At 41.7% G+C, this 26,068-nt stretch carries 31 protein-coding genes and 2 tRNA genes; 15 read left to right on the top strand and 18 right to left on the bottom strand.

Annotated features, from left to right (window positions below; translation table 11 throughout):
• Positions 1-3 precede the first annotated feature (3 nt).
• The 3 genes from QXW63_02855 to QXW63_02865 are packed head-to-tail and all read right to left on the bottom strand — an operon-like array spanning position 4 to position 3,386.
• Positions 4-1,362: a M20/M25/M40 family metallo-hydrolase gene (locus QXW63_02855; GenBank protein ID MEM3460837.1), complete on the bottom strand. Its 1,359-nt coding sequence runs from the start codon at positions 1,360-1,362 to the stop codon at positions 4-6.
• Positions 1,363-1,419: 57 nt separating this feature from the next.
• Positions 1,420-1,767 (bottom strand): MTH938/NDUFAF3 family protein, encoded by a 348-nt coding sequence (locus QXW63_02860; protein MEM3460838.1) that lies wholly within the window; start codon positions 1,765-1,767, stop codon positions 1,420-1,422.
• Between the two features lie 56 nt (positions 1,768-1,823).
• Positions 1,824-3,386 carry a radical SAM protein gene (locus QXW63_02865; protein MEM3460839.1) on the bottom strand — a complete coding sequence of 521 codons (1,563 nt, stop codon included), beginning with the start codon at positions 3,384-3,386 and terminating at the stop codon, positions 1,824-1,826.
• A gap of 134 nt (positions 3,387-3,520) precedes the next feature.
• Here QXW63_02865 and QXW63_02870 point away from each other — a divergent pair, with 134 nt between their 5' ends.
• On the top strand, positions 3,521-3,805 hold the full coding sequence (locus QXW63_02870) for a DUF5615 family PIN-like protein (GenBank protein MEM3460840.1): 285 nt from the start codon (positions 3,521-3,523) through the stop codon (positions 3,803-3,805).
• 18 nt (positions 3,806-3,823) lie between these two features.
• Here the strand turns inward: QXW63_02870 and dinB are convergent, their stop codons facing one another.
• A complete protein-coding gene (dinB, locus tag QXW63_02875) occupies positions 3,824-4,897 on the bottom strand; it encodes a DNA polymerase IV (protein MEM3460841.1) in 1,074 nt (357 codons plus the stop codon).
• A gap of 180 nt (positions 4,898-5,077) precedes the next feature.
• Between dinB and QXW63_02880 the strand changes: the two genes are divergently transcribed.
• The gene (locus QXW63_02880) at positions 5,078-5,314 is read left to right on the top strand and encodes a hypothetical protein (protein ID MEM3460842.1); all 237 of its coding nucleotides are present in this window, start codon (positions 5,078-5,080) and stop codon (positions 5,312-5,314) included.
• Between the two features lie 133 nt (positions 5,315-5,447).
• Positions 5,448-5,915 (top strand): universal stress protein, encoded by a 468-nt coding sequence (locus QXW63_02885; GenBank protein MEM3460843.1) that lies wholly within the window; start codon positions 5,448-5,450, stop codon positions 5,913-5,915.
• Positions 5,916-5,938: 23 nt separating this feature from the next.
• Here QXW63_02885 and QXW63_02890 read toward each other — a convergent pair whose 3' ends face one another.
• Complete coding sequence (locus QXW63_02890) at positions 5,939-6,949, bottom strand: radical SAM protein (protein MEM3460844.1); 1,011 nt, start codon at positions 6,947-6,949, stop codon at positions 5,939-5,941.
• Between the two features lie 123 nt (positions 6,950-7,072).
• On the opposite strand from QXW63_02890, the gene QXW63_02895 reads away from it, so the two are divergent.
• From QXW63_02895 to QXW63_02910, 4 genes are all read left to right on the top strand, one after another.
• A complete protein-coding gene (locus QXW63_02895) occupies positions 7,073-8,098 on the top strand; it encodes a deoxyhypusine synthase (protein MEM3460845.1) in 1,026 nt (341 codons plus the stop codon).
• Complete coding sequence (locus QXW63_02900; GenBank protein ID MEM3460846.1) at positions 8,099-8,296, top strand: hypothetical protein; 198 nt, start codon at positions 8,099-8,101, stop codon at positions 8,294-8,296.
• A 73-nt stretch (positions 8,297-8,369) separates the two neighbouring features.
• Positions 8,370-8,445 (top strand) — tRNA-Gln (locus tag QXW63_02905).
• Positions 8,446-8,571: 126 nt separating this feature from the next.
• Positions 8,572-9,063, top strand: coding sequence for a hypothetical protein (locus QXW63_02910; GenBank protein ID MEM3460847.1), 492 nt, complete (start codon positions 8,572-8,574; stop codon positions 9,061-9,063).
• Between the two features lie 279 nt (positions 9,064-9,342).
• On the opposite strand, the gene QXW63_02915 is transcribed toward QXW63_02910, so the two are convergent.
• Positions 9,343-10,395: a prenyltransferase/squalene oxidase repeat-containing protein gene (locus tag QXW63_02915; GenBank protein ID MEM3460848.1), complete on the bottom strand. Its 1,053-nt coding sequence runs from the start codon at positions 10,393-10,395 to the stop codon at positions 9,343-9,345.
• A 30-nt stretch (positions 10,396-10,425) separates the two neighbouring features.
• Positions 10,426-10,531, bottom strand: a tRNA-Lys gene (locus QXW63_02920).
• A gap of 98 nt (positions 10,532-10,629) precedes the next feature.
• Here QXW63_02920 and dph5 point away from each other — a divergent pair.
• The 4 genes from dph5 to QXW63_02940 are packed head-to-tail and all read left to right on the top strand — an operon-like array spanning position 10,630 to position 12,750.
• Entirely contained in the window at positions 10,630-11,430 is an 801-nt protein-coding gene (gene dph5 / locus QXW63_02925; GenBank protein ID MEM3460849.1) for a diphthine synthase, read from the top strand.
• Complete coding sequence (locus tag QXW63_02930) at positions 11,427-11,711, top strand: DUF357 domain-containing protein (protein MEM3460850.1); 285 nt, start codon at positions 11,427-11,429, stop codon at positions 11,709-11,711. The genes dph5 and QXW63_02930 overlap by 4 nt, the downstream gene beginning before the upstream one ends.
• Positions 11,675-12,142 carry an adenylyltransferase/cytidyltransferase family protein gene (locus tag QXW63_02935; GenBank protein ID MEM3460851.1) on the top strand — a complete coding sequence of 156 codons (468 nt, stop codon included), beginning with the start codon at positions 11,675-11,677 and terminating at the stop codon, positions 12,140-12,142. The genes QXW63_02930 and QXW63_02935 overlap by 37 nt, the downstream gene beginning before the upstream one ends.
• On the top strand, positions 12,139-12,750 hold the full coding sequence (locus QXW63_02940) for a rhomboid family intramembrane serine protease (protein MEM3460852.1): 612 nt from the start codon (positions 12,139-12,141) through the stop codon (positions 12,748-12,750). The genes QXW63_02935 and QXW63_02940 overlap by 4 nt, the downstream gene beginning before the upstream one ends.
• A gap of 81 nt (positions 12,751-12,831) precedes the next feature.
• Here QXW63_02940 and QXW63_02945 read toward each other — a convergent pair whose 3' ends face one another.
• The 9 genes from QXW63_02945 to QXW63_02985 form a co-directional block, all read right to left on the bottom strand.
• Positions 12,832-13,521 (bottom strand): DUF120 domain-containing protein, encoded by a 690-nt coding sequence (locus QXW63_02945; GenBank protein ID MEM3460853.1) that lies wholly within the window; start codon positions 13,519-13,521, stop codon positions 12,832-12,834.
• 80 nt (positions 13,522-13,601) lie between these two features.
• The gene (locus tag QXW63_02950; GenBank protein MEM3460854.1) at positions 13,602-14,375 is read right to left on the bottom strand and encodes a hypothetical protein; all 774 of its coding nucleotides are present in this window, start codon (positions 14,373-14,375) and stop codon (positions 13,602-13,604) included.
• Complete coding sequence (locus QXW63_02955) at positions 14,372-14,794, bottom strand: hypothetical protein (GenBank protein MEM3460855.1); 423 nt, start codon at positions 14,792-14,794, stop codon at positions 14,372-14,374. The genes QXW63_02950 and QXW63_02955 overlap by 4 nt, the downstream gene beginning before the upstream one ends.
• Complete coding sequence (locus QXW63_02960; protein MEM3460856.1) at positions 14,791-15,858, bottom strand: hypothetical protein; 1,068 nt, start codon at positions 15,856-15,858, stop codon at positions 14,791-14,793. Before QXW63_02960 ends, QXW63_02955 begins: the two co-directional genes overlap by 4 nt.
• A 33-nt stretch (positions 15,859-15,891) precedes the next feature.
• The gene (locus QXW63_02965; GenBank protein MEM3460857.1) at positions 15,892-17,400 is read right to left on the bottom strand and encodes a type II secretion system F family protein; all 1,509 of its coding nucleotides are present in this window, start codon (positions 17,398-17,400) and stop codon (positions 15,892-15,894) included.
• A 5-nt stretch (positions 17,401-17,405) separates the two neighbouring features.
• Complete coding sequence (locus QXW63_02970) at positions 17,406-19,010, bottom strand: type II/IV secretion system ATPase subunit (protein MEM3460858.1); 1,605 nt, start codon at positions 19,008-19,010, stop codon at positions 17,406-17,408.
• Complete coding sequence (locus QXW63_02975; protein ID MEM3460859.1) at positions 19,011-19,472, bottom strand: hypothetical protein; 462 nt, start codon at positions 19,470-19,472, stop codon at positions 19,011-19,013. It abuts the gene before it with no gap.
• Between the two features lie 3 nt (positions 19,473-19,475).
• Complete coding sequence (locus tag QXW63_02980; GenBank protein MEM3460860.1) at positions 19,476-20,303, bottom strand: hypothetical protein; 828 nt, start codon at positions 20,301-20,303, stop codon at positions 19,476-19,478.
• A 201-nt stretch (positions 20,304-20,504) separates the two neighbouring features.
• The gene (locus QXW63_02985) at positions 20,505-21,059 is read right to left on the bottom strand and encodes a hypothetical protein (GenBank protein MEM3460861.1); all 555 of its coding nucleotides are present in this window, start codon (positions 21,057-21,059) and stop codon (positions 20,505-20,507) included.
• A 206-nt stretch (positions 21,060-21,265) separates the two neighbouring features.
• On the opposite strand from QXW63_02985, the gene QXW63_02990 reads away from it, so the two are divergent.
• Genes QXW63_02990 through QXW63_03005 form a run of 4 tightly spaced genes read left to right on the top strand, consistent with a single transcriptional unit; the run spans position 21,266 to position 24,608 of the window.
• Complete coding sequence (locus QXW63_02990; GenBank protein MEM3460862.1) at positions 21,266-22,003, top strand: ECF transporter S component; 738 nt, start codon at positions 21,266-21,268, stop codon at positions 22,001-22,003.
• Positions 22,004-22,006: 3 nt separating this feature from the next.
• Positions 22,007-22,939, top strand: a complete 933-nt coding sequence (locus tag QXW63_02995; protein ID MEM3460863.1) for a hypothetical protein — start codon at positions 22,007-22,009, stop codon at positions 22,937-22,939.
• A gap of 3 nt (positions 22,940-22,942) precedes the next feature.
• Positions 22,943-23,434 carry a phosphopantetheine adenylyltransferase gene (locus QXW63_03000; GenBank protein ID MEM3460864.1) on the top strand — a complete coding sequence of 164 codons (492 nt, stop codon included), beginning with the start codon at positions 22,943-22,945 and terminating at the stop codon, positions 23,432-23,434.
• Between the two features lie 37 nt (positions 23,435-23,471).
• Positions 23,472-24,608 carry a DUF763 domain-containing protein gene (locus QXW63_03005; GenBank protein ID MEM3460865.1) on the top strand — a complete coding sequence of 379 codons (1,137 nt, stop codon included), beginning with the start codon at positions 23,472-23,474 and terminating at the stop codon, positions 24,606-24,608.
• A gap of 23 nt (positions 24,609-24,631) precedes the next feature.
• On the opposite strand, the gene QXW63_03010 is transcribed toward QXW63_03005, so the two are convergent.
• Together QXW63_03010 and QXW63_03015 are read right to left on the bottom strand one after the other, a co-directional pair.
• Positions 24,632-24,835: a ferredoxin family protein gene (locus QXW63_03010; protein MEM3460866.1), complete on the bottom strand. Its 204-nt coding sequence runs from the start codon at positions 24,833-24,835 to the stop codon at positions 24,632-24,634.
• A gap of 56 nt (positions 24,836-24,891) precedes the next feature.
• Positions 24,892-26,040, bottom strand: a complete 1,149-nt coding sequence (locus QXW63_03015; protein ID MEM3460867.1) for a Xaa-Pro peptidase family protein — start codon at positions 26,038-26,040, stop codon at positions 24,892-24,894.
• Positions 26,041-26,068 lie beyond the last annotated feature (28 nt).

The raw sequence follows: 26,068 nt of genomic DNA on the forward strand, positions 1-26,068 counted from the left end.
ATATTAGGTCATAAATCGTTCTACAACATTATACAGCGCGCTTGTTCCAAACACAAGGTTTTCTATGGAAATTCGCTCATCTATGCCATGTGTCATTTTTGAGATTTCACTGTAAGGCAAATCAGCACGCATCGGATGAAAACCGTAGCATACACTGCCCATCTTCCTAAAGAAACGAGAGTCTGTTCCACCAGTAAGCAAGGTTGGCGCTACGGAACAGTTTGGCTCAAATTCCTTCAAAACATCAACAATTAATTTATAAAGCGGCGTGTTTGTCGGCGATTCAGAAGGGTCATTGGCTTGTATCACCTCGAAAACTAATTTTTCTGGTTCAATATACTTCAGTAAACCTTTTATCTCCTCAAAGGCGTTCGTTGGAGTTTGTCCAGGCAAAATTCTACAGTCAAAAACGGTTTCGCATTCTGAGGGAATTATGTTTTCTTTCACCCCTCCATGAATTATTGTAGGTGTGATTGTCATTCGGATTTTTGCTCGAATCTCTTCAGCCATCGCCTTGTCTTTCTGAGCTAACACATCCAAAATTTGGTCGCCGGAGTCTGGATTTTGAAGCAAACGCGTTAAAGCTTGATTTGCATTCTTGTTTTCTCTTGCCATCTCGCTTAAGAACTGCTTTACAGTGTTTACAAGCATAATTTTTGAGCGGTAATTTCCAAGTTTATCAATAACTCTATTCATACGCAGTATCGCGTTGTCCGCCGCACCGGGCACAGAACCATGTCCTGGTCTACCTTTAGCCTTAACTTTAAACCAGAGAATTCCCTTTTCCGCAGTTTGAATTGTGTAGATATTTTTGCCGTTCACTGGAATTGCTAAACCTCCGCCCTCGTTTATCACGTAGTCAGCATGAACCTTTTCTGGATGATTGCGGACTAGCCAGCCTGCGCCTGCTTCTCCGCCTTTTTCCTCGTCCGCCGTCGCAGCAAGTATCACGTCACCTTTCAATTTCACCTTGTTTCTCTTCAAAAGCTTCAGAACTATAACTTCAATGGCTGTTAGGGACTTCATGTCTAAAGCGCCTCGTCCCCAAACAAACCCGTCTTTAACCAAGCCGCCAAAAGGTTCCTCAGTCCACTCTTTTGGGTTCGCGGCAACAACATCCAAATGCGAAAGCAGAAGCAAACTTGGTTTTTCGCCGTTTCCTCTAAGACGTGTGATTACGCTGCCTCTTCTAGGCGCAGACTCAAAAAGCTCGCATTTGAAGCCTTCTTTCGTCAACTTTTCAGCCAAGTATTTTGCTGCTTCAGTTTCGTTTCCAGGCGGGTTGGTCGTGTTTATGCGAATCAAATCGCTGAGAAGTGTTGTGACTTCCTCTTCGACTTCTCGCAACAATTGAGCATGCATATGACGAGCCTCCCTAGTCTCAAGTTATGATATTTGGTTAACTTAACATTTTGTTTTTTAGCAAGTCAGGTGAAAGGCTCCAACGACTCTCTTGTTCGCTCCTAAAAACTTGTTGAACGTTTGACACGCTTCCTTAGTAGGTTGCGCAATTAACTTGATTGCTTGAGCTTTTAAAATATCGTTTACTTCAGGCGAAATTTTCATAATTCCATAATAACCAGTGCCAACTACGAGCATTTCTGGTTTTGTTTTTTGTTCGAAGATTTCTTTTAAATCTTCTACATTAAGCATGTGTCCTTCTTTTCTCCACCAATTGTCGAGGATTTTTTCGGGGAAAATTATGAGGTCTTTTGTGTATTTTTTCCTGTTTATCACTATTGAGCCAAATTCGTAAGACTCTATCACTTAACGCTTCACCCTATAATGGTAAGATTATTTTCTGTTTTAAAGTGTAACGTGTGTTAAGCAGTTGCCATTCTCCATATGGCTTTCTTCATTTGTTCACCATGTTTTGCTCCGTAATAATATCCGGCGATTTTTCCGGCTATTGGGATGACTCCTTGCTTGAGAAAACTGCACAGAAGCGGATTGTGTATTCTGTTTTCAAGGAATGTGTCTCGCCAGATTCTAATGTTATATTCCCAACAGCGAGTGAGGAACTCCCATCGCGCTTTCGTCAGAGAATCGAGTTCTGCTCCACTTTTATCCATTAGCAAGCAGTTTTCCAAGGGCACAAAAAATAGCGGCACGTAAAATGCATTGTAACCTTTTAAGTCGTCCAACAACTCAAGTGTTTCAAGTACATCTTCTTCTTTTTCATCTGGAAGCCCAATTATTAATGTTGCAAGTGGATACCAATTGTTGTCATTTAATATTCCAAACGATTGAGCGACAATTTCTTTCCATTGTTCAGGCTCGTATGGAAGCATTTTTCCAGCCATATACTTGCGCATAAGCCTAACGCTTCCGGTTTCCACTCCTGTTTCAGAAGTTACAATCGGCTTTTTATTATGAGTGTACCAGTAACGTTCTATGAGAATCTCAGCGACTTCCTTAATCATGCCGGGGTCGCAGACAACTGGAGCAAGAGATGTATGCGAAAGTTGAATGGATTTAACGCCTGGATAAGCTGCTACGCTTTTTACTAGTTTAAGGATGGCTTCCTTGTTGGGTATAAAACGTTTATCTTTTGAGCCGTATAGGAAAAGGTCTTCAGTGACCAGTGTAATTCTTGAGCAGCCTTCTCTGACGGTTATTTCTACTTCTCTCATTATTCTTTCCAGTGGAACATCACGTTTCTTCTGCATCGTAGGAGTGCAAAACTGACAGTTACGTCCACAACCTCTAGAAATTTCTACTGAGCCATGAATTGCCGCGTGTCTGATGATGGGTGAGTTTTCATTTTCAAGGTTTCTAGTAACACGAACTACTGAGGGAAGAGGCTCTCCGTTCACGGCTTTCTTAAAAATGTCCGCCACAACTTTTTCTCCTTCCCCGATAACAACACAGTCTACACCGTAGCTGTCCGCCACCTTTTTGCGTTCAAGTTGCCATGAGCCAAACCCGCCCACAATAATCTTGGGCTTAAATCTCCGAATGCTTGGATGCTTTACGAGTTCTCTGAACTCGATGGCGTTCATTGGTTCTCCTCCGCCAACAAGTGAAGAGTACGTTTTGCTTACGTAACCCATGCCTGTAGGGTCCATTGAGGAAATTCCTACCGCTTTTGTGTTAGGTCCGATGAACGCTTCTAAGTCACATGGATGCACTACAGCAACTTCAGACTCGCTGAAGCCATTTTCTAAAAGAATAGCTTCCACCTTTCGCAAACCATAAGGCGCGTATTTAGCTCTCCCATCAGGGGTTCGCTCTACGGGCGGATAAAGCATCTTTCTCACAAACCACAAGGGCAAAGGTCCTTTAGCAAAACCTGCAACGAATGCAATGAATGGATTATTGTAAAAGTCGCTCATTTCAGTAGCTGAAGCTGTGAGCACCACTTTTACGCCGGAAACTTGCGCCAACTCTCTCTTCCCTTTTTACAATAATGCTAATGGACTTGCTTATGAGCTTATTAAAATTATTGTTGAGTATAGAACGAAAAGGATAACTAAATTAAGAAAGAATCAACACTAAAATGAAAAAAGGTGAATGTTCATTGAAGCTTTTGCTTGATGAAATGTATGCGGGCTTAAAAGAATACTTTGAAACTTTAGGATGGGAAGCGGTAACAGCTCAAGAGGTAGGATTGCAAGGAGCAAAAGACAAGGATGTTGTAGAGTACGCAAAGAAAAACGATTTACTTTTGATTACGCAAGACCAGAAACCAGCAGAGCTTGCAGAACTCACTGGAGTAAAGTATGTGTTGATTTCAAATGCGATGATTGCGAAAATAGCAGATGCAAAAATAAGAGAGAAATATCCAAATATAAAACGGAAATGACGCAAATCCTTTTCATCATCACGCCAGTGTTTTTTGTTTTTCACCAGATACAAAACTGGAAACTCTCACACCTATAAGCCGTATTTTTCTATCAGGTCTAAAATACGCTTCCAACAGTTCTCTGGCTGTGAGATTCAAATCTTGCAGTCGATTAGTGAAGAAAGGCAGAGTTTTACTATGCGTATGCGTCTCAAAATTTTCGTAGCGCACCTTCACCGTAACCGTTTTGAAGTAAAGATTTTGCCTTAAAACATCCTTAAGCACCTCCTCAGAAAGCCTATCGGCAGTGTCTAAAACTAACCCGAAATCAGATGTGTCCTCTTCAAAAGTGGTTTCTCGGCTGATAGATTTGACCTCGCCTCTTTCTTCAACTTCGCTCTTGTCAATTCCACGCGCCATCAAATACATTTGTGTGCCTACAACACCAAATTTTTCAGCCAAAACGGTAGGGTCAAAATGTGCCAAATCACCTATGGTTTTGATTCCCATAGCCTTCAGTTTCTGTTCAGTTTTTCGCCCAACCCAAAGAAGCTTGCGAACAGGTAAAGGAGCCAAAAATTTTTCAGCATTCTCTTCCCTAACAACTGTTAATCCATCTGGTTTTTGGAAATCGCTGGCTATTTTGGCTACAAGCTTGTTTGGACCAACCCCAATTGAACAAGTCAACTGCTCTTTTTCGTAAATTTCATTTTTAATTTGACGTGCTAAGGCTTCAGCTTCAGCATAATCTTTCACTTTTGAAGTTACATCAAGAAAAGCCTCATCTATCCCCCAACACTCAAACTTGTCGGCATACTTACGCAAAATATTCATAATATCCTCAGAAACTTTCATGTAAAGCTCATAATTCACAGGCAGATACACCGCATTGGGACACAATTTCCACGCTTTAGAAATTGGCATGCCAGATCTTACACCAAATTTTCTAGCTTCATAATTACATGTGCTTACAACCCCTCTGCCTCTTCCTTCCTTTGGATCGGCACCCACAATCACCGGCTTACCTTTATATTCTGGATGCGTTCTCTCCTCAACAGCAGCGAAAAACTGATCCATATCCACATGGAAAATTATACGTTTTTTCTCTCCCATAGCTTCCCTTTTCCACATGTTTCTAAATAAAAAATGGTTTCTGCTGATTTGAATCTATCGCAGAAAAGGAATGTGTACAGAATCAAACCTATGTTTAGTTTCACTAACGATTTTTCATTCATAACCCTTAATGCTACCCTTAACAAATAAAAAAGACACCAAACATGGAGAGGAAAATAAATGAAGAACAGCAACTCCGTTTCCACAGAAACCGCTCAACAAGTGGTTATCGAGTTCATCAAAAAAAGGAAAAATACGGAAAGGATAGACATTTCCTCGGTTGAACAGAAAAACGGAGAATGGATAATTAGAGGCACATGCCCAATAGACTTAGAAGGACACCCTTGGGCTGAAAAATTTGAGGTTATTGTGGATCAGAAAGGAAAAATTAAAGCCACGGACTTTTCGCTTCTGTAGAAACACAACGCCAAAATGCAACAACCCATTACACTTTTTACTATACCACTATTAATCATCTGCTCTTTCACGCGTTTTTACAAGAAAATATTAAAGGTATCAAAGATAATTTATAATTGAGGTCTAGCTGAAAATGTTTGAAAAAATCTTAGTTCCATTAGACGGCTCTGAACATTCACTAAAAGCATTAAATGTTGCAATTCAAATAGCCAAAAAATTTGAAGCAAAACTAACACTAATTCACGTGTACTCCGTCACAATTAGACCAATAATAATGCCTGAACCGACAACCTTGACCCCGCCGGGAGTGCCAATTATGACCCCCTTAGAAATCTCAAAAGTAGCTGAGGCAGCCCGTGAAGTGGGCAATCGCATTCTGGGAGATGGAGAAGAAAAAGCTAAGGCTGAAGGCATTCAAGTTGAAAAGATACTAGCGGAAGGTCATGTTGTTCAAGAAATCATCAGAGCAGCGAAAGAAGGAAACTATGACCTGATAGTCATCGGGGCTAGAGGCATAAGCCGAGTGAGAGAAATGCTTTTGGGAAGCGTGACAGACGGAGTGATACATCACGTTTCCTGTCCAGTTTTAGTGATAAAGTAGCCGCGTGTCCACCCATCCTCTAATTAGACTGGTTCAGCAATCAGAATGTTATGTTTGTTAGCTACTATTCTAGCTTTCAACCTAGCCCCCAACGGAATTTCCTCAGCGTTGATAAGGGTTAAACATCTATCTCTCCCAGGCGTAACTGCCAATTTTTCCCTTTTAAGCCAACCCGTACCTACAACCTCAACTTTTAAGGTTTCGAATTTCCTGTAAGGAATTGAAAGCATGGGTTTCTCATGAATCCCAAAGTCTTTAGCGTTTAGCACAAGTTTAACTTTAAACTCTTTTTCCCACATTCTTAATTGTTCATAAAATTTTTTCCACGGAATAGGTTTGACTCCCTTGACTTTTCTTCCGTGCTTGTGAACTTCATACTTTTGGATGCCTAAAGGAGGAAAAACTTTTCCAGCGCCCAGCTTAGTCGCTAAGTGTATTATTTTTGGAATTTCTTTATCGTTTATTTTTGGAACCCATACGGGAGCGACTAGTAAGTCGGTTTTTGTATTTGAAACTACATGATTCATTAATTGCGTAATCTTTTCGACATCATACCATTCTGTATTAGCCAGTTTTTTAGCAAGCTCTGGCTCTGAAGCGTCCAATGAAAGGTTTATTCGTGTTAAGCCAGCGTCGCAAAGTTTATTCAAAAGGTTCATGTCCAATGTTGAGCCGTGTGTTTGCATAGAGACTGTTTCCACGCCTTTAACTTGACTTAAGCAGAAAACAAGCTCGGCAATTTTCGGGTAAGTTATTGGGTCGCCTACAGTATCAATATGCGCTTCAATGTGTTTTCCGCCTTTAAAGGCGACGAGCTTCTCGAATTCTTCAACTAAATAGTCCACGGGCACTATGTATTCTGTCTGGCGTATTCGAGATTTAGGACCAGCGTCAGTTGAGCAGAACACACATGAAAGTGGGCAAGTGGAAACTGGACGAACTTGTATCAAGTTTGTTCCTCTATCGATTAAGCCGAAAGCGATACAGCCGACCAAGGGAATAGAATTTGAGATTTCAAACATCATTTTTTGCATTATGAACCTTCAGTGATGAAAGCAGTTTTCAATTGTTAATGGTATGATTATTTTGGCTAATTTTCTTTTCTATAGAAAAACTTTTCTTTAATTAGCAAGAAAAAGAAAGCCAAGTGAAGAAATTTGATTCGGAGGCGAGATTTTCTTCTCGAACCAGTAAAGCACATAAAAATCAATGGAAAACTAACCATCGACCAGCTGATCCGTCAATTCCAAAATTCGGGCTCATTTGGTGCTGGAAGACTTTCAACGGCATGCGATATTTACGAGCGCATGTTACGCGACAAGGAATGTACAGTATTTTTAGCTTTGGCTGGAGCTGTTGTTCCCGCAGGGATGCGTTCGCTTGTTGCAGATTTAATCCGCGAGAGGCTCATCGATGTGGTTGTTAGCACAGGAGCAAACATGGTGCATGATGCCATAGAAGCTCTCGGCGGACATCATTATAAGGGACATTGGAATGTAGACGACAAGGTACTGTATAAGTATCATATATACCGCATCTACGATGTTTTTGTGCCTGAAGAAGACTTCGTAAAATTAGACTATAAACTTGCGGAAATATACGACGCGATAGCTACTGAAAATAACCATGAAGGTTTGTCCTCAAACGAATTCGCATGGGAATTAGGAAAAAGGCTCAATGATCCAAACTCTATTTTGCGGGCAGCATATGAAGCGAAAGTGCCAATATTCCTTCCAGCTGTCCGTGATGCAGAATTTGGATTCATATACTGGCTGCATTCTTCACGAAAAAATACTCCTAAAAAATTGGTAGTAGACGCTTTCAAGGATGTGCCAGAAATATGCAATATCTGCAAGAACTCTCCAAAAAACGGTATGATAGTAATTGGCGGTGGAGTGCCTAGAAACACTGTGCAATCGGCTGCACTTGCATCCAAAAAAGGTATGGATTACGCTGTAATAATAACGATGGATCGCCCAGAAACGGGTGGGCTTTCTGGCTCAACATTGGAAGAGACGGTTAGTTGGGGGAAAGTGAAAGAAAAGGCGGATAAAGTCATGGTTATAGGCGATGCAATGATAGTCTTTCCAATTATGGTTGCTTCGGTTCTCGAAAGATTGGGCGAAGATTTCAAGCGTGTACCATACTTAAAACGTAGAGGCTTCGGAGTTGGAGGAAGCTAAATGGCGAAGGAGAAACTGAAATTTTGCGGGAACTGCGGCAATCACAATGCGTATAATTATCCAGACCAAGTTTTCTGCATGAGACGCTTTTCCAAAAACCTAAATCCCGTGGTGCAGACGCTCTGGTGCTGCGAAGAATGGAACCCAAGCAGCCAAGAATGCTACTGTGTCGAAGAAGCCACGAAAACAAAAAAATAATTCCCACATTTTTCTTTTTTGTTCAACATTAAAGTTATTACAGAGAACTTTTAGTGTTCTAATGATAAGCGAAAGCCCGGTGGTGTAGCGGTCAAGCATGAGGGCCTCTGGAGCCCTTGACGAGAGTTCGAATCTCTCCCGGGCTACCATGAGATTTTCTTGATTTTTCGTTGAGAAATGGGCATAAACTGTGTGTTGCTTGAAGTTGAGTTGCATGCTATGTTGTGAGCTTTTAATACCTACTTCGCTTAATCGTATCTTTTAGGTGTTAATAAGTGGTTGATATACAGACGATTTCAATCGTGTTGGCATCTGCAAGTGTAATAGCTGGAGTTGTATACTATGCCTTTCAAATTAGACATCAAGCCAGAATAAGAAAGACAGACTTGATCATGAAATTATATTCGGATTATCGTAGCAACGAATTCCGAGAGGCATTAATAAAAGTTGTGAATCTACAGTTTGAGGACTACGAAGATTATGTAAAAAAGTATGGCTCATGGTTTTCTGACGAACCTGCTCATAAAGCCATGGCTATGGTCGCCATGTTCTTTGAAGGAATCGGTATTCTTCTCCGCAGAAAGCTTATTGATGTTGGCCTCGCTAGCGACCTCTTTGGTACGTCAATCACGCTTTTTTGGGAAAAAATGAAGCCTGTGATGCTAGGTCTAAGAAGACAGGCTAATGACCCAAAGGTATGGGAAGGGTTTGAAGATCTCTACAATGAAATTCTGAAAAGAAAGCATCAACAAGCAAAAATCGGATAGAATACCATTTATACTCCACTTTCCAACATTCCCTAAATAATGATGCAAAGTACTTTTTAGACTCATCTTGAGATAATTTTTCCAAAAAGGATGGAGGACTGTGTCTTAACCCCAATATTTTTAAATCGACATGTAAACCTAAACTAGGCTACAATGAGATTTTTGTGGGTTTTTCTTTTTTCTGGAAAATGTATGAAGAGTTATGCCATATCGAATTTTGCATAAGCATACGATTGCATAGGAGCGGCATGGTTTATGGCGATTTTAGAGAGGCGTAGACTATGTTTGGTTTAGGCGCTTTAGAACTTTTAGAGCGGTGAGGGTGACCCATTTGCTTGGTTTGCCTTTTGTTTCTAAGTCAGCATGCATTCTCCCACTTGGCGTGCTTTCCAATATCCAAGTGCCATTTTCTTGGCGTTTTTGCAGTAGAGCCTCAATGGCGTCGCTTAAACGCTCGTCTTTTACGTAGCCAAGTCGTGTTAAAACGTCAAGGCCTCTAAGGATGCTGTAGCCGTAAAACCACGGAAAGCTCAGGGTCAACCAAGCCTTATTGATTATTTTGTAGTTGTGGTGGTCATCTTTGAATAAACGGTGCATAAGTAGGAATTCCGCGCCTTTTTCGATTGTTTCTTTCATCTCATTTGTTAGATTTTCTTTTTTAACTTCGGAGAAAGCCTCTAATGGACAGATTGTTCCGTAGAAACAGCCGTGTTTGTCTCTTATGTGTGCTCGCCAGTAGGGGCAGAGCCAACCGCCGTCTGGGTTCTGAATTTTCACAAGCCACTCTAAGGCTTTTTTGACCCTTTCATCCTCAGCATAGCCTATCCTAATAAGTGCTGCTGCCATGTTGCCCGTAAGACAGGAATATTGATGTTCAAAAACAAGTGAAGACGCAAACTCAGCTGGCGAAGGCAGCTTCTTTCCCTTTTTAAGCAACAATGCGTGTTCTTCCTTTGCTCTTTCGAGAGTGTAGCTGGAGAAACCGCCGTCTTCTAGTTGAAATTGGAAGATGTATTCGCATGCTTTTTCAACTCTTTTGTCGGTTTTATCCATTCCAAACTGAGCGAGAATCATTATTTGCCAATAAGAAGACTTGTATTTTGGGTGGTAAGGGTTGAATGGTTCACTCCAATAGCCCTCTGCGCTTTGCTTCTGGAATATTTTATTTACAACCTTAGACTGTGGAATCTCGCGTTTCGCTTCAATTACTCGCGGATCATTCTCGCTTTTGCCAAGAACATCACGTAACGCGAAATATCGCACTGAAGGATTAGACTCTTCAAGGAGCCACTCAATGGGACTTTCTTTCAAAAGACTCTGCCAACTAACCATAACCTTCATCTTCTCTATTCAATTTTGCGGTGGCGGGCCCGCCGGGAATTGAACCCGGGACCTACGGGTTAAGAGCCTCAACCTAACCCCGCTCGGCGGTTAGTCCGCCGCTCTGGCCTTACTGAGCTACGGGCCCTATGGTGTGGTTTTCTAGAATATGCAATTTAAAGGCTGTTAATAAGCATTAAGAGTTTTAAGCTTTGGTTTTAATTCTATGCTGTGAAGTGGTGTAGTTTGGGTGAATTGGTTTTTGTTGGGCTTGGGTTGCATGACGAGAAGGGAATAAGCTTGCGTGGTTTAGAAGAGATTAAAACTGCAGATGCTGCGTTTTTGGAGGTTTATACGAGTTTGTTGCCGAATTTTTCTAAAAAACATTTGGAAGAGCTTTCTGGAAAAAAGTTGCGTGTGGTTTCGCGGAGAGAGCTTGAAGAAGAGAATGGTAAAGTCATTATCGAAGCGTCTAAGAAAGGCAAAACGGTTCTGCTTGTTCCCGGCGATCCGTTAATAGCCACTACTCATGTTGCATTGAGGATACGTGCAGAAAAACTTGGAATAAAAACGCGCATAGTTCATGGAGCTTCTATACTTTCTGCTGTGATTGGCTTATGTGGCTTGCACAACTATAAATTTGGAAAAAGCGTGACTATACCTTTCCCAGACGAGACTCCTTCTGAAACTCCATACGAGGTCATCGCCCAAAACAAGAAGCTGGGGATTCACACGCTTTGTTTGTTAGACATAAACGCTGAGGAAAAACGTTACTTGAGCATTAAAGAAAGTTTGGAGTGGCTTCTAAAAATCGAAGAGAAAAGAAAAAAGAAAATTGTCACGCCCAATGCGCTTGCGGTTGGTGTGGCAAGAGCTGGAAGCGAAAACCCGAGTGTGAAAGCTGGCTTCTTAAAAGAGTTATTAAACTATGACTTTGGAGAACCACCACACAGTATTATTTTTCCCGGGAAACTTCATTTTATGGAGGCTGAGGCTCTTGTGGTTTTGGCTGGCGCTCCAGAGAGGGTTAAGGAGATGGTGGAATGAGTTTGGAAGAGCTTGTTTCGAAATATATTGCTTCTGCGGAGCATGTTTTTAGCAACATGGTAATCGTTGAAACTCCTACAAGCCTCAACGGCGATAACGTCAAAAAAGTTGTGGATTTTGCCAAAGCCTATTTGGAAGACGCAAGGTACTATAAAGATAAAAAGGCTGCGGTAAGTTTAACTTCAATTGCGTATTGTGAAGGCTTATTAGACGCCTTAAGACTGTTGGGAGTCGTGAAATTTGAATGGCCAACGGAAAAACTAAAGAGAAGAGAAAAATAGTTTTGGCTTCCGGCGTATTCGATTTGCTGCATCTTGGGCATGTGAGATTTTTGGAGGAAGCAAAAAAAGCTGGCGGACGAGATGCCGAACTTATAGTTATCGTCGCCAGAGATGATACTGTTGAAAAGAGGAAGGGAAAGAAGCCTGTAATGCCTGAAAACCAGCGGCGAGCATTGGTTGAATCTTTAAAGGTCGTTGATGAAGCAGTTCTCGGCTACGAAAAATTTGACATTGGAAAAGTCATCGAAAAAATAAAACCAGACATAATTGTTGTTGGATACGATCAGGATGGCATGGAAAAAACTGTAAGGGATTATGTGGAAAAAAGAGGATTGAAAATTAAAATCGTGAAAATTGGCAAGTTTGGAGAGGACGAGTTAGATAGTTCTTCGAAGATTATACAGAAGATTATTGAGGATTTCAAAAGATGAGCGGTATACTTAAGAGTTCTAAAAAGTTCATGCCAACATACATACTTATCGCGATAAACATAGCAGTTTACGTTTACACCTCAATTATCGGCGGAGATTTTATGGAAACGAACTATTATGTACTATTGCAGTATGGTCAATCGAACTCTTTCGTTATGAGTGGGGGATACTGGCAGCTTTTTACAGCAATGTTTGTCCATGTTAGTCTTCTGCATCTTCTAGGTAACATGTTCTTTTTGCTTATTTTTGGACTTAGAGCAGAAGACATGTTTGCAATTCACGAATACCTTCTCATCTACCTCTTAAGTGGGCTCTCTGGAAACTTGTTAACATTACTTTTTGGACCAAGCATGCTTTCAGCTGGAGCTTCAGGCGCCATTTTCGGAATGTTTGGAGCAGTTACAATCTATGTTAGGCGAGCTGTTGGGCAGTCGATACTGGGCGCGTTGATGTACTCTTTCTTCTTGTTGATGGTTAATATAGGTCCAAACGTCAACAACCTGGCTCATTTTGGCGGTTTGATCATTGGATTGCTGATTGGCTACGCACTTGCAACAAAACGAAAAATAACAATGACATACAGATACCACTACTCCTACTACAAATGAAACGCGCACAACAAAAGCAAGAATACCACAGATTCAACCTATATATAAGGGAGGGCTATAGTTTTTCAAACCCAAAACAGTTCACGGCAAAGTTAAAACTTCAACCTTCACCTTATGCCCATCCTTCAACTTCAAATGCTTCCTCAAACAAACAGGAGCAACAATCTCAATAACCGAAGAATCATAATGGCTCCTCAAAGCCGTTATAACAGCACCCTTCACCTTATTCCCAATTATCGCGGGATAACACTTGACAGAACCAAACGTACGATTCTCATTCCTAAAACCTTCAACCTCAATAGAAGGATAAGCCTCAAGCTCCAAACGCGTTTTAACATCATAATCACTTGTAAGTTTAAGATTAAGCGTGCCAGGATACGGGTCAAAACCCAACTTCTCCAAAAACTGCTTCCTATAACGCTCTTTCGATATGTAATAGGCTCCTTCACCTAACCCGGTGAAAACTGTTCCTTCCAAAGTTATTGAAGGCGGATAAGCAGCTTCCATCAAAAAGTGCAGAGTTGAATAAAGCTTTTTTAACTCTTTTACACCCGAATCGGTAATTTTAATCAGACACCCATCAGGTGTTATCGTGCGCTTAATCAATCCCTTAGCATCCAATTCAATCAAGTAACGTGAAGCTGTCTGCTGAGAAGCACCCAACTTTCCAGCTAAATATTCCGTAGAAATTTTTGCTGTTCGCCGATGAGCACCCATCTCAGCCAACTTTAAAAGTGTAAACAGATGACGCCACTCTTGCTTTTCAGCCATCCACTCTGCCTCTGAACATCCTTGCCTATTTAAAAATAACATGCTGCATATTTAAGCGGCTCGAAAAAATTTTGCACCAATCAACCTTCATAACATGTCATGTTTGCCTGAACGAATATGCCTCGCAAATCCTTCAAATGCGCTGAAACTTGCACGGTATCTGAGAGTGTTATAACTCTAAAAGATATGGCGTATGTGCCGTTGCCGTAATCTGTTATGGAAAGATTGTTTGACGCGTCAATAGGCACCCAGGTTCTAAGGTTTTCATAAAACAATGTTATGTTTTGAGATAAAGCTGATTCACCTTCATTATACACGTTACAGGTTAGATTCACCACTTTTTCTATCCCAAGAACCGTAGTATAATAGCCGCTAACAGTAACGGTGGTTGTTACGTTCACGGCGTAGTTTATAGTGGAGTTCGTTGCAACATCATAGGCTCTCAATGTGAAGTCTGCATAAGCACTAGAAACGCCCATGCCATTTGTATCCCACGAAAGCCAAATGCCAGAATCATACGTTGAATCATCGAGAACAGTGAAATTCAATTGCCAAATTCCAAACTGTATAAGATTCCTCAAGCTCTGTGAAAATTCATTTAGATTTGTTGCCAGCAGCGTTTTTTCTCCACCATTCGAAATGTTCACAAGAGAGCTTATCACCGCATTTCGTGTGGTCTGTTTTATGGCGAAAACGAAATCGCTGATTGAAATGTTATATGTGCTGTTTGTTTCCTTGCCTAGCTCATAAACGTACGCTGTAGTTGCAGAAATCAATATTGCTATTGCCAGAGCTGCCACTATGAGAAGTTGCGCCGAACTGTTTGACTTAAACTTTCTGTCTTTTCTTTTCATGAAGCCACCGTCAAGTGCAAGTGGATTATGTAACATTTGAAAACTAACCCTTGGCCTACGCAAAGGTATTCCACGAAAGCTATTTCTTGACTTGTAAAGGCACCATTGGAGATAATGGCAGTGTTGACTTGTTGCATCTGCGAGTCATAAACTGTCAAGTTGAAGGATACTCCGGTTGGCAGAACAAGACAAAGCGCATCTCGTAAGGCAGTCCAGTTTTCGTCATCTATATATTTCCCGAGACTTCCTTCAGAATCCAATTTAATTAGCGCCTGCAATCCCGCATAGCTTAATTCATCACGTTTAGTCGTGTTTTGAGTCGTTGTGAGATTTGCTGAAACAGCAAACGATGAGAAAATTATAAGCACAGCTAAGAAAGCTTCGATTATTCTGATTTGTCCCTTGTTTTGGCTTCTCATTCTTTTGGACTCCCAAGCCAAAAAGTGCATTTGTAAAATCCAGAATCTATTGTGACAATGTATGTGTAAACGAAAACGTTAGAGGTAACCAACAAATTTGAAAGGTCCGCACCAATTTGAAGGGGAATCTGTGGATAGGTAGCCCATTCCGCAAAGAAGGTAGTCAAATTCTGTCCAGTCACAATGAGCACTGTTGGGCTTGAATCGTGAAATTGCGGAATTTGGAATGCTGCAGACTGGTTGCCGCTTGCAATCTGTGTTAATGTCGAGTTATAATCAAAGGTTAGGGCATAAGCATCTGACAAAACAGTTTCTGGATAAGCGAAAGACGCATTCAAAACATAGTTTAGAGGACTAAGCCTAAGAAAAGTGCCCTTAGAGCTTGGTTCCGCCGAGTTGTGCGCAAAGGCATATACGCCGAAAGACACTATTCGATTATCGCATCTGGCTTTGGCGAAAACAACGAAAAGTACTGGTCCTTCCACCGTGTTTGGAAGAGTTACATTTAAGCTGGTTCTGCCATTAGACGCGTACACATTGGTTGCTTCCAGATAATCTTCTGCAATCACGTAACCCTTCAAGTCCGCTTGAACAGCAATGCCTTGGTCTTCAGTTAAAACCTCAAACTGATAAACAGTCTCATCAGTCCCGTTGAAAGTTGCTGTCAAGCTAATAGAAACTTCAAAGATTAGCTCCACTTCAATTTTGAAAGACACATCAGACATTTTGAGAGCCGTGAATATTTGCGCATAACTCAAAGCATAAAGATTCTCACTGTTCAATCGTGAAACTTTGTCTATATCTAACTCATATGGACCCTGCGCCTCAGCTTTAGCTAAACCAAAAATTTCTGGCATCGTCTGAGAATTTTGTCCCCAACTTAACGGAGCTCCCGCATTCAAAAGTATATATCGTGAGATTTCCTTGAACCTTTCCTGAATATTCTGGTCCGCCACGTTGTTTATGTAGGGATACAACATTTTTGAAGTCCCAGCCATAGCTGAAAGCGCCAGAATAACCATTAGCGAACACGCAAAGAACGTGTCAATCGAAATCGCAGGCATTCCCTTTTCAACCCTCACTTTATTTCTGTTCTATTAACCAGAAACCGCACTATACATTCCGCCGAGCAAGTTCTGCGAAAGCAAAAGCGAAATGTAAGCCGTGATTACAAGCATTACTGAATATTTGAAGCCCGCAGCAAATGTGCCCTCGTTCACTTTACCTACGAAGAACCCTGAAAGCCAACACTGCAATATTATGCCAATGGAGAAAAGATTCACTTGCAACTGCATAACTCCAAGCGGCACTGATGCTGTAGCGCCTGGAAGTGAAATATTGGTCAAAGCGTAGACTGCCATCGCGACCATCGTGGTTGTTAAAGCTATGAGGACGCTCCATATGAACGCCAATATCACGTAAGGTCTCAGAAGCGACTTCTTGTTGGTTTCAACATCCTTCTGTTTTTCACTGTAATCAGTCAATATCTCTAGTGCCGCTGCTGAGCCACCGCCAATTTTGATTGTTTCAACGAGTATTAAGAAGTTTACAAGCACGTGCCATGTTTGAATTTTCCTTTTGATGTTAACGAACACTTTTCTCAAAGAAACGCCCCATTCCATCTGACTTCTTATTAGGCTTAGGGTTTCAGAGAATTTGCCGTAGCCAGAGCGTTTTGTTGCGTGGATTATGCTTTTTTCTGGTGAAAGCCCGATTTTTCTGGCTTCTGTTACGTCTCTGAGGAAATTTGGCATCGAGTTTTCAGCGTCATTGTTCACTTTGGATATTCTCATGTAAACTATTGTCGGAGGCAACGAAATCGTTAGTAAACAAAGTGTAGTGACGAGTGGAAATATTTCTGGGCTCGTTAGAAATGCAAGCTGTGGCATGAAATATAATGCTGCTATAAAAGCGGAAACCGCTATTAACGGTATTATAGTTGCATAGTAAGGCTGATTGACATTCACTAAGTTACTCTTTCTCTCTGTGTGCGCGATTATCATGAAAATTATTGAAATTATAGGCGTTACAAAGAATATGAGAACGCAGACAATTTCTGTAGACACGCCAGGTGTTCCACTCATTTTCATGGGTTCAAACACTGAAGTTGTTGCGAAGACGATGAAAAGTATGTAGGAGCACAATGTGACTATCAGCATTACTGCGTAGGCTTCTACTAAGGTGCCAAGTCTCTCTATTGAACGAATTGCAGAAGCGCTTTGAACTTCGAATATTGAACGCAGCTTGCTTTTTAAATAGCTTACAACGCTTCCGCCGCTTCTCACCGACGAAACATAGCCCAACAAGAATTCACGGTAACTTTTCGATTTCGTTTTATGCGCTCGTTTATACATTACAGTTAAAGGGTCGTAACCCAGAACTTCTACTTGTCTAACAATTTCTTTGGCTTCTTTCTGAAAATTTGGCAACAAATTCACGTTGCATAGTTTTTTCCAGCTATCGTAGATTGTCACTCCACTGGCAGATAATAAAGTGAATAATAGCGCTGCGAAAGGTAATTCACGGTTAAGTTCGCTTGTGTTCTCTTTGCCGTAAAGATTCAATAGCCAACTGAATATTTTTGGTCTTTTAATTAGAGTCTGCAAGTTTTTCACCACTTTGGCTTTTCTAAAAATTCTTTCTGGAACAACTGCGGATTGTTGTAGTATTTGCTCAAGACTTTGTTGACGCTTCTGTAGTCGCGAATGTTATGCTCGACCATGTGCATGAGTACGCGTTTGCGATATTCTAGTTCGTCTATTAATCGTTCCATCGGAATGTCCAAGCTTGCAGCCATCTTTTTTAGAAGATAACTTTCGTTTAATCTTTCGTTGAACGTGTCCGAAGATGGATTCCAACTGAAAACTTCTTGGAAAGTGTTTGCGTCTTTTATTTCTGAAATGTTTATGAATTTTCTGCTTGAGAGACGTTTTCCAGATTCTAGGAAGACTGGTGTTCTAACGTGTTTTACGTTTATGACGCAGTTCATCAGCGGAATTATGGATGACGGAATGTTCATAGGCGGTTGCGTCAACCTTTTGATTGAGGTGTCAACGTCCTCAGCGTGTAATGTGCATAAGCCACCGTGTCCAGTTGCAAGGGCTTGGAACAGCACGTAAGCTTCTTCTCCACGGATTTCGCCTACGATAATTAGGTCTGGACGGTGTCTTACGGCTGATTTGATTAGATCGTATAGGGTGATTTCGCCTTCGCCTTCAACGCCGAAGCCTGAACGGGCGATGTTTGATGTCCAGTTTTCATGGGGCAGGTTTATCTCTGCAACTTCTTCCACTGAAATTATCTTGTGGTTTGGACGTATGAGACATGCAATTGCGTTTAGAGCTGTTGTTTTTCCAGCACCTGTAGCACCGATAATCATGACTGACATTTTGTTTTCCATAAGAAGCCACAAGTAAGCGGCTATGCTCTCGTTTATGGTTTCGTTTTCAATTAAGTCGATTATTGTGAATGGGTCTTTGCGGAACTTTCTTATGGTGAATGATGTGCCTGATGGTGTTGTTTCTTTTCCGAAGGAAATTGCCAAACGATGTTTTTCTGGCAGTGTGACGTCAACTATTGGGAAGGCTATGCTTACGTGTTTTCCAGCTTTGTGGACTATGCGCATTACGAAGTCGTCGAGTTCTTGTTCGTCTCGGAAAACTATGTTAGTTTTTATGTTTTCGTATTTTCTGTGCCACAGGAAAATTGGTTTGCCAACTCCTCCGCATCCGATGTCTTCCACGTATTCGTCGTACATTAGCGGGTCTATTTTTCCATAGCCAACTACGTCTCTTTCCAAATAATAGAGAAGTTTGCGCATTCCAACTGGGGATATTCCAGCAAACTGTTTCTGGTGATTTGAGAGGATTATTGGTATTTGTCGTCTAAAAGATTCGTTGAGTGTCTCTTCTGCTTCTGGAGCTTGAAGCTCATATTCCAGAATGTTTCTCAGCCTGAAATAGCCGTCTCGTTCTTCCCGTGTTAATGGAAGTTCGTCAAGAATGTAGAGATATTCCAAAGTTTCCTCGTTTTGAACGATTGCAGCGTAAGAGAATGGTGGCTTAAGCGGGTAATATTCTGCTTCTATGTAACCTTCTGGAATGCTCCATTTTTTCACGTCTAAAAATTCTACTATTTCACCTTCTTCTTTCATCATTTCTTGGAAGGACTCTTCTTTTTGAGACGCGTTTTTACGTAGTTTAAGGTTAAACTTCATTTATACATCACCTTCGTTTTGGCTTGAAAGAATGAGCTGTAAAATGCCATCGATTATGCGGCATTCCAGATGAGCCGCGCCGTAGCCGCTCTTATAATAGCCTGTTGCTGACGCTTCTTTGGGAAGGGATACTTGAAGCTCGTTTCCTTCGGTGGGTGTGTTTCCAAATCTGCCTTCTAACCAAGTCTTAGCGGAGTCGTTGCGGAGTCGAAGCCAGTATTGCCTGTCGCCTATTTTCGTGGGCATTTGAAGGAATGTTTCTGTTGTTGCATTTGTCGCAGATGCCAGCGTTACCAGTTCTGTGCCTTTTGCTGCTACATAATTCATTAGATTTTTGAGTTGTTTCACTTCTAATGGCGCGCGTAAAGCGTCAGCGTATGCCATGAACGAGAAAATCAGCATGCTGCTGATGGCTATTAACGCAACGAACGTGTAAAGATAACCTGGAGTAATAGATGGCAAGTTTTACACCTCTGTTTTTTCAATTTTGATGTTGCAGATGACTATGTCCAAGTTTACAATGGCGCCTTCAGTGCTGCTGGAAATCGGAAGCCAAACAACATTTGAGGTTTCGTCTAAAGAGGCTTTTAATGCAAGAGAGAAGATTGACTCGTTAAACGTGTATTGGCTGGAGATTGTGGTGACGTTTATGGCGGTTATTTTCAAGTAGAATTTTTCTCTCAACGTTAGCTTTTGTGAAAAGTTGAGGTTTATGATGTTTACGCGGAGGAGGTTTACTGGTTTTCCATTGCTTGTGTCGATGACTGCTGTTGTCGCCAATGGACGGTAACAAAGAATTATGGCTTGTGCGTTTTCTGATGCTGCAACGTAGAGTTGAGTCATAATTGAGGAGCTTTGATTTATTACGGCTCTATTGTCACCTCTAATGTATAAACCCAGATAATTTGATTCAGAAGATTCAAGTTGGTAAGATGCTTCTCCAACAGAACTGTTAAACACTACATCGTAAAAAGTTTGTTCATCAGTAAAATTGAGAACAAGACTTTTGGATACAGGCTCTGTTCTGAAAACGCCTCCACACTCATCCATGTAAACAACTTCAGAAGCCCCGAAACCCCATGCAACTGAACGAACCGCGTTGTCTAAGGCTTGCATGTTTTGTTTAGCCACAAAAGCCTTAAGCGAAGCTGCTCTTGAGCCTATTTTTACTACTGCGTAGCTGTAGGTTGCGGAGATTACCGCCATTAACGAAACGAACAGTATCAGGTAGGTTACTGGCACAGCTAAGGCTTTTTTAGAATGTATTAGCTTTTTGAAATTATTGGTATGCATTGTTTTTTACAGCCTCCTCTCTTGCATGTACAATCAGTGCTTTTTCATTCTGTGATAAGATAAGATGGTGTGCGTAGAACAAAACTACACATAAGTATACAGAATCAATACTTCAAAATCTAATGTATTATGATTAATATCATCTTAGAGAAGGAACATAAAAACAGAGGGAAAAAAGAAAAGGGAGAAGTGGTCTTGTTTCTAACTTGAGGCTTCTACGTTGGCTTCCTTGTAGTATTGTGCATTGGCAGTGAAGATGGTTACGCCTACTGTGACACCGATGTCGTTGACTGATATGTGGTCTGGGTTAGATATGTAGACTATCATGCTCCAGCCAGACTTCAGAATCAAATCGTCACTAGCCTGATCAAATGTGTAGTTAGTTGTGCCGACAGATAACATTCCACCATCTGTTAAGTTCGCAGGTGGTGCATATGGAAGGTCGTTGTTTATTGTGTCCTGTGTCTTAACAAAGTAAATAGTACTCCACGTGCATTCTTGGCCTCTGACAGTGATTTTGTCGAGGACGACATCGCGTCCGCCGGTGTTGATTATGAGGAATGCTGTTTCGGCGAAGTTTGTGCCGTTGTGCCATGTGTGCAGTTTGAAGACTTGTAGGCTTTCTTCTTGCACTCTGGTGGTTGTCACGTTTATGGCGTAGAAAGTTACGACTGTTGCCAATAGCACTGAAACAACGAGAATAATCAATGTAGTCACTACTGTGCTCAATGCTTTCTTACTCTTTAAGAGTTTCATTTTTTTCTCTCCGTGCAGCAAAATCGCCCTTGTTAAAATATGATAGTTTGTGCGTAGAACAGAGCTACACATAACTGTAGACGTGTGCAACAGCACGATAAGCAACATCTGCATCATCGAGAAGTTTAAACTTGTTTAAACAATTCAAACGGAAAACTTATCTTAAAAACCAGCATTGGTAGCGTTTCCAAAAGAAGGCGCAAAAAATGAGAACATTAGATGTTGCGGCAACCGCTTTAAATGCAGCGTTATACACAGCTTTTGGTTACCTCTTCTACTATATTCTACCCTTAACAGCTCCTGGACTTGGCTTAGTCAGATTTTGGCCACAAGTAATAATTCCCGCAGCCTTTGCGGCACTTTTCGGTCCATGGGTCGGTGGCATAGGCGCTGCGATAGGCATATTCATAAGCGACATGCTCATCCACGGTAACCCAATATTGAGTTTAATGGCCGGAGTTACATCAAACTTTGCAGGTTTCTTCATAATCGGTTATGTTGCAAAACGAAATGTAGAGTGGAAGATTCCCATGCTGATTTTTGGGATAATCAGCGCCCTATTGGTAGGAATTACCCAACTCATTCTGGTTCCTGAACTTTTCTCAGCAACTGAAGGTCTCATATTTTCGGGGATAATTTTAGGAACCTATGCAGTCTTGCTAATTGTTGTGTTATTGAGTTCTAAATGGAGAAGCTACGAAGTAGGCTGCATGATTGGCTTGCTCGTAGGCAGCGCAATAATTGGAACAATGGTTCCAGTCTTCAGCCAAATGTTTGTCATGCCTGGAAAAACTGAACTAACACCATTAACAGTCTCAGCCGGCTTATGGTATCTCGTTTGGACTTTCTCAACCGAAATACCATTTCTCATAATTCTCGGACCGCCAATACTTGAGGCATGCCAAAGAGCGTTTCCAGCCTTGAAACCTAATACAAAAGAGTAGATAATGGTGAAAAGTGCAGAAGCCTTCAGCCCAGGTGGAATTTCGAGCTTTTTTGAAATCTGCGACCACGAGAAAAACGGCAATCCAATTTCAGATTTAGAGAAAGTTGGGGCTCGCGGTGGCGGTTTTGGAATTCAAAAAGGCGTCACAACTTATGTTAACATTTCAGAAGCAGAAAGAAACAACGTTCAAGTTTTCATTAATGAAAAGATTGCTCCAGAAGCAGAAACCACAAAGACCGTAGTGAAAGCGCTTCTGGATAAAGTTGATCGTGCTTACAATGTTGCTGTCAAGCATAAAGTTGAAATTCCAATCGGAGCGGGCTTCGGCTCAAGCGCCGCTGGAGCCTTAACCACAGCTTTAGCGCTTTCGAAGGCTTTGAGTTTAAAATTAACTTACAATCAGCTTGGCAGAATCGCACATGTTGCTGAAGTTAAATGCAAAACTGGCTTGGGCACTGTTGGTCCGTTAATGCTTGGTGGATGCATAATCACGCTAGAGCCCGGCGCGCCTGGAATCGCCGTTATAGACCGCATTCCAATATCCACGGATTACATGATTGTCGCCGGCGTCTTCGGACCTATACCAACGAGGGAAGTTTTGTCTTCTCCAGAAAAACGTTTAGCCATAAACAAATGGGGTAGAAAAACTCTGGAAAAGATTCTCGCTGAGCCTTCGCTTGAAAACTTTTTGGCTTGTTGCCGAGAGTTTGCCCAAAAAACTGGTTTCATGACAGAACGTATAAGAGCGCTAATGAAGCTTGCAGACAAAGCGGATGCGATAGGTGCTGCACAAAACATGGTCGGCGAAGCGGTCCACGCATTAACAACATCAGAAAATGCTGAGAAAGTGGTTCAAGCTTTTAAGCAGGTTTTGCCAGAACAAAAGATTCTCGTATCCCAAGTTGACGTTCAAGGCGCAAGACTATTGAGATGAAAAGTGTTGCGGGAAAAGTTCAAAACCGTGGCTGTCGGCGGCACGTTTGACGAGTTTCACAAGGGACACAGAACTTTACTGACTAAGGCTTTTGAAGTTGGAGAACACGTTCTGATTGGTTTATGCTCCGATAAGCTTGTTGAAAGCCTCAGCAAGCCGCACATAACTGCTCCTTACGAACAGAGGCTTGAAGAACTGAAAAAGTTTTTGCGAGAAAAAGGCTTGTTGAACAGAGCGGAGATTATGCCTTTGAATGACCCGTTTGGAGTAACCCTTTCTGAAGGATGTGTTGAGGCTTTGGTTGTGAGTCGTGAAACTGAACGTATGGCTGTGAAGATTAATGAGGAAAGAGAGAGACGCGGATTGGCGCCATTGCAAATTGTTGTTATAGACATGGTTCCCTCTGAAAATCACGCTCCAATTTCCACTACGCGAATTCGTCATGGAGAAATCGACCGCGAAGGACGCTTATTGAAAACAAAAGAAAACAGTTAAACTCTTTTTCAACAATATTTCCTTCTGAAGGGCTAATATGCAGAGAACGGGTGTTGCTAAGCTTCCGCTTCATTATGGCAAAGCGCCTAGATGGCTTACTATTCGAATGCGTAGGCTTGCCAACGAAATTGTCACCATAATTGTCGATGAGTATGGCACGGACGATTTTCTTAAACGCGTATCCAACCCCTTTTGGTTCCAAGCCTTAGGATGCGTTTTAGGCTATGATTGGCACTCCTCAGGCGTCACAACAGTTGTCACCGGAGTTCTAAAACACGCAATCACTCCCGAAGAACATGGTATTGCTGTTTGCGGCGGAAAAGGCAGAATTTCTAGACAGACGCCAATAGAAATTGAGAATGTAAGCGAAAGGTTCGGCTTTTCAGACACGAAGATTGAGCGCATGTGCTATGCAAGCAGAATGAGCGCTAAAGTTGATAATTCGGCTATTCAGGCGGGTTACCAGCTTTATCATCACGCGTTTATGGTTGCTGAGGATGGAAAATGGGCAGTTATCCAACAGGGAATGTGCCCTCGAGACCGCACTGCCAGACGTTACCATTGGCTTTCGGAGAGTGTGAAAGATTTTGTTGTCGAACCTCACAGCGCGATTGTTGGTGATGCCAGACGAGAAGTTGCGTTAGACATGACTGCCAAAGAAAGTGAAGGGTGCAGAAAGGCTTCGGTAGATATAGCTTGTGAGCCGCCTAAGAAGCTCATGCGCCTAATAATGTCCGTTAGACCCGAGTATCAGAAGTCGCTTCAGGAATGGCTGCCAAAAACTGCTGACTCAGCATGGAAGGAATGCTCAATCGACTTTTTATCCATGCCCAAAACCATAAACTGGAAATTCCTACAGCAAGTTTACGATTTCCAACCGAAAAACTATGAAGAACTCTTAGGTTTCAGAGGCGTGGGACCAGCAACCGTTAGGGGCTTAGCATTAGTTGCGGAATTAATCTATGGAGAGAAGCCAAGCTGGAAAGACCCGGTGAAGTATTCTTTTGCGTATGGAGGAAAAGATGGCGTACCCTACCCAGTAGACCGAAGAGCCATGGACGAGTCGATTGGCATGCTTAAGCAGGCGATACAAGAGGCTAAGGTGGGAGAGAAAGAGAAAATGAGGTCTCTGCAAAGGCTCAGACGGTTTGTTCCAGACAACATAACTCGTTAAGCGAGATTCTGCCGTATAGTTTGTTATTCCTCAATCGTTATTGCTTGTGTTGGGCATGAGGTTACGCATGCCATGCACGCTATGCAGTCGCTTTCTCGCACTGGAACCGACTTTTGGCTGTCTTGATATTCTGGCAGCTTTTTGAGTTCGAAAACGTTCACTGGACAAACTTCAGCACAAACGCCGTCGCCATTGCATTTATTCCAGTCAACTTTCACTTTCGGCATTTTACATCAACCTTGCCTTAAACTTTAATTCGTTTTATTTTTAATTCTTTCCATTTTCACAACTGAAAGAGTTTTCTGTCAAAGTTTGTTAGGAACTCGGTTTTTCGCTTTTTCACCAAAACCATGTCTTCAACACGCAAATAATATTCGCCAACATGCCAAAGTTTCGGCTCCAAAGCAATCACCATACCTTCACGAAGAACTTCTGCATAAGCTGGACTAAGCCATGGAGGCTCATGCACTTCAACGCCGATGTTGTGTCCAAGATTTTTCGTCGGCAAACGCGCACGCAAATAATCTCCATACCCGAGCCTATCTAGCACACTTTCCAAAAATGGAAAAAGGTCGCAGACACGCATGCTTCCGTCATGCATTTTATCAACTGTTTCAATGACTGCTTGTTGTAGTGTTTCATAACCTTTCTTAACTTCAGTGCCAGCATGTCCGAAGTAGAAGCTTCTTCCAAAATCTGAACAGTAACCATCCGTCACGAAGCCTATGTCAAAAGCGACGGAAGTGCCGTGGACTAGTCCTTTTTCTTTTAGGTAAGTGAATGGGTTAGGCGAGATTTCAGAGCCAGATTTGACAAAACCCACTGTGGAAGGAAATGACACGTCTGAGGCTCCTAAGCTTTTTCCGCAAAACTCAACCTCAAGCTCTAATTGATGCTGAGTGATGCCTTCTTTGATTTTTGGAACAATGACTTCAATCACTTTGTCCGTAAGTTTTGCAACGTTTCTTAGCTTTTCAATTTCTTCTTCCTCTTTAATCATTCTTAAATTGCGCATAAATCCTTCAGCCTTACAAAACTCAACATCTTTAGCAATTTTCGAAATTTCCGCTATTGTTGTTCCCCACACATGGTCACCTAAGCCAATCTTCACTTCCTTCTTCTTCAAGTCCAAGTCAAACATCACTTTTTTCAGTAATTCTCCATAATTTTCTTCTCTTTTCAAAATGCGAACATCTTTAACCCACGTTTTAGACGCTTGTTCAGCCCACTCTTCAGCCAACGTTAAAATTGGCATGCCCATTCGAGGCACAAAAATGTTGTTTGCTTCACTTCCCAAGTCTATTCCATGACGCCAATCAATCAAAAGCCCAGTTAAGTATTGGAAGTTTTGGCATGAGCCATAAATGACTAAGTCAACATTGTTTTCCGCCATTTTTTCTTGAAGTCCCGTAAGCCTTCTCTTAAAGTTCATTTTTTCTTAATTCTCCTCTTTGTTTGTT

The organism is Candidatus Bathyarchaeia archaeon (assembly GCA_038873195.1).
Taxonomy (GTDB): domain Archaea; phylum Thermoproteota; class Bathyarchaeia; order Bathyarchaeales; family Bathycorpusculaceae; genus DSLH01.